Source organism: Microcoleus sp. N3A4 (assembly GCF_036701805.1).
Taxonomy (GTDB): domain Bacteria; phylum Cyanobacteriota; class Cyanobacteriia; order Cyanobacteriales; family Microcoleaceae; genus Microcoleus.
In genome coordinates this window covers 1-4,421 of record NZ_JAUBRJ010000081.1, presented here as the reverse complement: position 1 = coordinate 4,421, position 4,421 = coordinate 1, and the positions used below count along the sequence as shown (strand labels likewise).

Here is a 4,421-nt window from a genome sequence, read left to right as displayed (position 1 = left end):
CTTTCCTAAGCTAAGCTGTCGCGCATTTAAATTGTATATTCAGGGCGGGCAGGACGCCCAACTCCTACTCCCCACAAGACTTTGATTTTTTTTGACATACAATTTAAATGCCGCCACAGCTTAAGAGGATGTTTTAAAAGTCCGGTCAGGTATAATTTAGCCCTGATGATTGGGCTTAACTGAGACGATAAATCAAGCTTTGGGCCCATACTTAGATGCTTCTTTGTGCCAACTATGAGGTCAAACGACCCTTTTAAAATATCCTCTAAGAGCGCTAAAGCGCAACTACATACCTAAATTTTAACCCCTATTTTTGACAGTTTGCTTGAGTGATAATCTGATTAATTATTTTTAACTAAAAACACTAACGGCTTGGCTAACTTCCTCAAGTTTTTGCACGGCTTTACCGCTACTCAATAAAGTTTCTGCCTCAATCAAACCCGAGTTCATATCCAAACAAACTCCGCTGCGCCACAGATAAAATCCGCCGTTCCAGATAGCGGACTGCATCAATTCCGAGGGTTTTCCCAGCAATACTTCCTGCATTTGTTTTAATAACTCAGAGGCTGATTCAAAGGCCGGATTTGTGCTGCTAAAACCGTAATCTCCGTGGGCCAAAAGCACTCGCTCGAACTCAGCGTCCGGCTTAGCAATGCCGATAATCGCAGTACGATCGCGCGGCAAATCGCAGCTTCCCTCCAATCCTTTGACTGTGGTATAATTTTTGATTCCCCGCAGCTCAAAGGCTTTTTGAAACATACCTTCTGTGGGCGGGTGGACGTAGCCGGAGATGACGTTAACGTCCCCTGCACAGGGACACCACATCAACTCCATTGTCGAAAAAGGCGGCCGTTTGCCGATTTCGCGGCGGTAGGGTACTAAAGCGGCGGCTTGAGGAAAATGCTTGGGAAGGTAAACAAAACCTAAACCCGTACTGTCAAAAACTTGCTGGACTTTTTCTAAACTAAGTTTTCTCCAGTCAACTCCCAAACCGCGCCAAATTTCAATCAGGGGAATACCTTCCTTGGTTGGCGTGGTATCGCCCCCGTGCATGAGGGTTGGGACGCCAGATGCTGCTAAAATTAGAGCTGTTAAAGGGCTAATTGGAGCTGTGCGCGATCGCCCGTCGTAAGCAACGCCAAACACGGCAACGCTAGAGACGGCAAAGCCTTTTTCTCGGTTTGGGGGGGCAAGCACAGGCCCCCATTCTTCATAAGCATCGAGCATTCCGGCTAATTCTTCGCCGGTGGGCCGTTTAATGCGGTGGGCAATCATAAAAGCTCCGATCTGAGCCGGTGTTGCTTCTTGCAGCAGCATCATCCGCGTGGCTGCTGCTGCTTCGGAGCGAGTTAAGTTGTCTCCTGTGTGTACTCCGCTGCCAATTTTTCGCAGCAGTTCTCTAAATGCGTCACTCATAACTTTTGAAGTTGGTTATTGGTTATTGGTTATTGGTTATTGGTTATTGGTTATTGGTTATTAGTTATTGGTTATTGGTTATTGGTTGTTGGTTATTGGTTGTTGGTTATTGGTTGTTGGTTGTTGGTTGTTGGTTGTGGGTTATTGGTTATTGGTTATTGGTTATTGGTTGTGGGTTATTGGTTGTGGGTTATTGGTTATTGGTTGTGGGTTATTGGTTATTGGTTATTGGTTCAGTCCTGGACGCATAACCTCAATATGTAGGCTGCGCCGTGCACGCATTACCGCTAGAAGTAGCGCGTCAAACCACTTTTTACGTAAGTCCTGTTGTTATTAGAAAAACAACAGACAACAGTCAACAGACAAACATGATAACTGGCGAATTAATTACCTGATTTTTCTAGCTTGATTACATCAAATGGCGGCACAAATTCGCGTACCAGATTCCAGAAATGGGCGATCGGCGGAATTTGCATTCGATCGTGAGTTGTCACCAACACCACTTCGCGAGTCCAAGTCGGATCGGCTACCGATTGACCGATCGCCGAAACCTTGGAATTTGAGCGCTCTTGGGCGATCGACCGCACTGCTAAAGTGCGATCGCCCTTCGCGTCCACCAAAGCTGAATGCGGCAGCAAAGCAATCAATTCTCCCTGTCGCACCACACCCCGAAAAGCATCAAGAGTGTTGAGTTCCAAAACAGCATGAAGTTTAGCACCCATGCGTCCAAATTGTTCTTGCACCATCCGCTGCATTCCGTACCCGTCCTTAAACACCACTTGCGGGTAACAAATCAATTCCGGCCAAGGTACTCGATCGTACTGCGCCAGGGGATGACCCGCCGCCATCAACACCTCGATCGGCTCATTGTAGAGCACCTCAACCAACATTTCCGGGGCTTGAGTAAAATAGCGGTTGTTCATCACCACCGCTATGTCAACCAAACCGTCTTTGAGGACTTTCAGAGCTCGATCGCTCCCCAGGGAAGTCACCCGCAACTGCACGTCTGGATAGTCGCGGCAAAACTTTTGCAGCACAGGTGGCAAATAAGCAGCGCAAACCGAATGAATCGCAGCCACGCAAAGTTCCGGCTGCTTTCCCGCCAGTAAGTCTCCCAATTCTTCAGCAGCATTTTGCCAAGTCTGACAGATTTTGCGAGCGTGAGGCAGCAGGCATTCTCCTCCCACAGTCAGCTTCGCGTGGGTCGTGCGGTGAAACAGCGACAAACCCACTTCCGCTTCTAATCCCTGCACTTGGCGGCTAATAGTCGATTGGGTAACGCCGCACTTCCGGGCAGCTTGCTGAAAGCTACCGGTTTCAGCAACTGAAAGAAATGCTTGAAGCTGCTCTAAGCGCATGGAGGTTTAATTCGAGATGGTTTCAGAAATTTTACTGGAAGATAATCTGTGACCTTAACCGATTTAGTAGAAGAATTTAGTAGACTTTGATACAGGTACAGATTCGTTTTGATTCCGGGGCTAAACAAACCAAGGCATGAGCAATTGACACTGCCCCGCCAGACAGATGCGGGATACTTGGCTGTTTCTTTGTGTATCATAAAACTTTATTAATTTTGTAAGCAGTAGTAAGCAATGGTAGTATCATACAGTCAGGATAGCCAAATGAAAGAATTATTGCGCTCGTTAAAAAATGGAGAGTCTGAATGCAACTAGCAGAGAGACACATCATTAAATCCACAGAACATCGTTTCGCGGCGATCGATGGATTAGCCTTTCAATCAAAAAATCTCTACAATGCTGCTAACTACGTCATCCGCCAAAACTTTGTATACGGATGGGGATATCTCAATTACCACAAAATGGCTCAGTTGATGAAATCTCATCCAACATATAGCAATCCTAAATGATTTGAAAAATAGTACGCGAGCAAGATGCTCGCACTACAAGGATTCCGATCTCGATCGATTTTGCGACTGATTTAGGACTGCTATATAAGGCGTTACCAGCCAAGGTAAGTCAACAAATTTTGATGATATTGGACAAGAATTGGAAATCTTTTTTTGAAGCCATTAAAGCTTACAATATTGAGAAAACCAAATTTACTGGTCGCCCAAAGTTACCCAAGTACAAAGATAAAGTCAAAGGGCGAAACATTCTAGTTTATACGATTCAGGCGATTAGTAGCAAACAATTGAAGAAAGGAATTATCCAGCTTTCAGGTACTAATATCTTGATTAAGACCCAGGTAAAACCAGAGCAAGTTTGTCAAATTAGGTTAGTTCCTAAATGTGATTCCTATGTAATTGAGGTGATTTATGATGCTTGTACTGAGCGCAGTCAAAGTGAGCCGGAGTCCACCGTAAATGAAAACCCAAAAAAATTAGTAGCTAGTATTGATTTAGGGCTAAATAATTTAGTGGCGTTAACTTCAAATCAGCCTGGGTTTATCCCTTTACTGATTAACGGGCGACCATTAAAATCAATTAATCAATTTTACAACAAGCGTAAAGCCCATCTACAATCTCAGCTAAAAGGAAGTCGCAAAACATCATCTCGACTTCGGTGCCTCACTCGTTGTCGCAATCAAAAAATCGATAATTACTTGCACCACACCAGTCGGTTTATCATCAATCTTCTAACAGAACGAAAGATGAGAACGCTAGTGATTGGAAGAAATGTACAATGGAAAAACCAGATAAACTTAGGGAAGCAGACAAATCAGAACTTCGTAACTGTTCCTCATGCTCGATTAATTGAGATGTTGGAATACAAAGCTGAATTGGTCGGAATAAAAGTGATATTACAGGAAGAGTCATATACCTCTCAATCAAATTTCCTACATCTAGACCCGCTCCCTGTTTATGGGAATAGTGATGCCCATAAAGTGATATTTACTGGCAAACGAATTAAGAGAGGATTGTACAAAACGTCGGAGGGTCGATTGATTAATGCCGACGTTAATGGGTCTTACAAGTGCGATTCGTTCAGTCGAAACCGAGAAATCGGGGGATGACTGGCTTCTACAGGGTAATCCATCAGGATTGA

5 protein-coding genes are annotated in these 4,421 nt (G+C 44.6%); 3 read left to right on the top strand and 2 right to left on the bottom strand.

Annotated elements, in window-relative coordinates; genetic code table 11:
• Positions 1 to 351 precede the first annotated feature (351 nt).
• A complete protein-coding gene (locus tag QUA56_RS30995; RefSeq protein ID WP_333366093.1) occupies positions 352 to 1,416 on the bottom strand; it encodes an anthranilate phosphoribosyltransferase family protein in 1,065 nt (354 codons plus the stop codon).
• Positions 1,417 to 1,421: 5 nt separating this feature from the next.
• Here QUA56_RS30995 and QUA56_RS30990 point away from each other — a divergent pair, with 5 nt between their 5' ends.
• Positions 1,422 to 1,667, top strand: a complete 246-nt coding sequence (locus QUA56_RS30990; protein ID WP_445242968.1) for a hypothetical protein — start codon at positions 1,422 to 1,424, stop codon at positions 1,665 to 1,667.
• A 132-nt stretch (positions 1,668 to 1,799) separates the two neighbouring features.
• Here the strand turns inward: QUA56_RS30990 and QUA56_RS30985 are convergent, their stop codons facing one another.
• The gene (locus tag QUA56_RS30985; RefSeq protein WP_333366091.1) at positions 1,800 to 2,774 is read right to left on the bottom strand and encodes a LysR family transcriptional regulator; all 975 of its coding nucleotides are present in this window, start codon (positions 2,772 to 2,774) and stop codon (positions 1,800 to 1,802) included.
• 305 nt (positions 2,775 to 3,079) lie between these two features.
• On the opposite strand from QUA56_RS30985, the gene QUA56_RS36990 reads away from it, so the two are divergent.
• Positions 3,080 to 3,283, top strand: a complete 204-nt coding sequence (locus tag QUA56_RS36990; RefSeq protein WP_445242967.1) for a hypothetical protein — start codon at positions 3,080 to 3,082, stop codon at positions 3,281 to 3,283.
• A gap of 122 nt (positions 3,284 to 3,405) precedes the next feature.
• On the top strand, positions 3,406 to 4,389 hold the full coding sequence (locus QUA56_RS30980) for an RNA-guided endonuclease InsQ/TnpB family protein (protein WP_445242966.1): 984 nt from the start codon (positions 3,406 to 3,408) through the stop codon (positions 4,387 to 4,389).
• Positions 4,390 to 4,421: the final 32 nt, after the last annotated feature.

What these genes read in the sequence shown, in the direction of transcription:
- QUA56_RS30995 (WP_333366093.1), bottom strand. Translation starts at nt 1,416, where the DNA reads ATGAGTGACGCATTTAGAGAACTGCTGCGAAAAATTGGCAGCGGAGTA.
- QUA56_RS30985 (WP_333366091.1), bottom strand. Translation starts at nt 2,774, where the DNA reads ATGCGCTTAGAGCAGCTTCAAGCATTTCTTTCAGTTGCTGAAACCGGT.
- QUA56_RS36990 (WP_445242967.1), top strand. Translation starts at nt 3,080, where the DNA reads ATGCAACTAGCAGAGAGACACATCATTAAATCCACAGAACATCGTTTC.
- QUA56_RS30980 (WP_445242966.1), top strand. Translation starts at nt 3,406, where the DNA reads ATGATATTGGACAAGAATTGGAAATCTTTTTTTGAAGCCATTAAAGCT.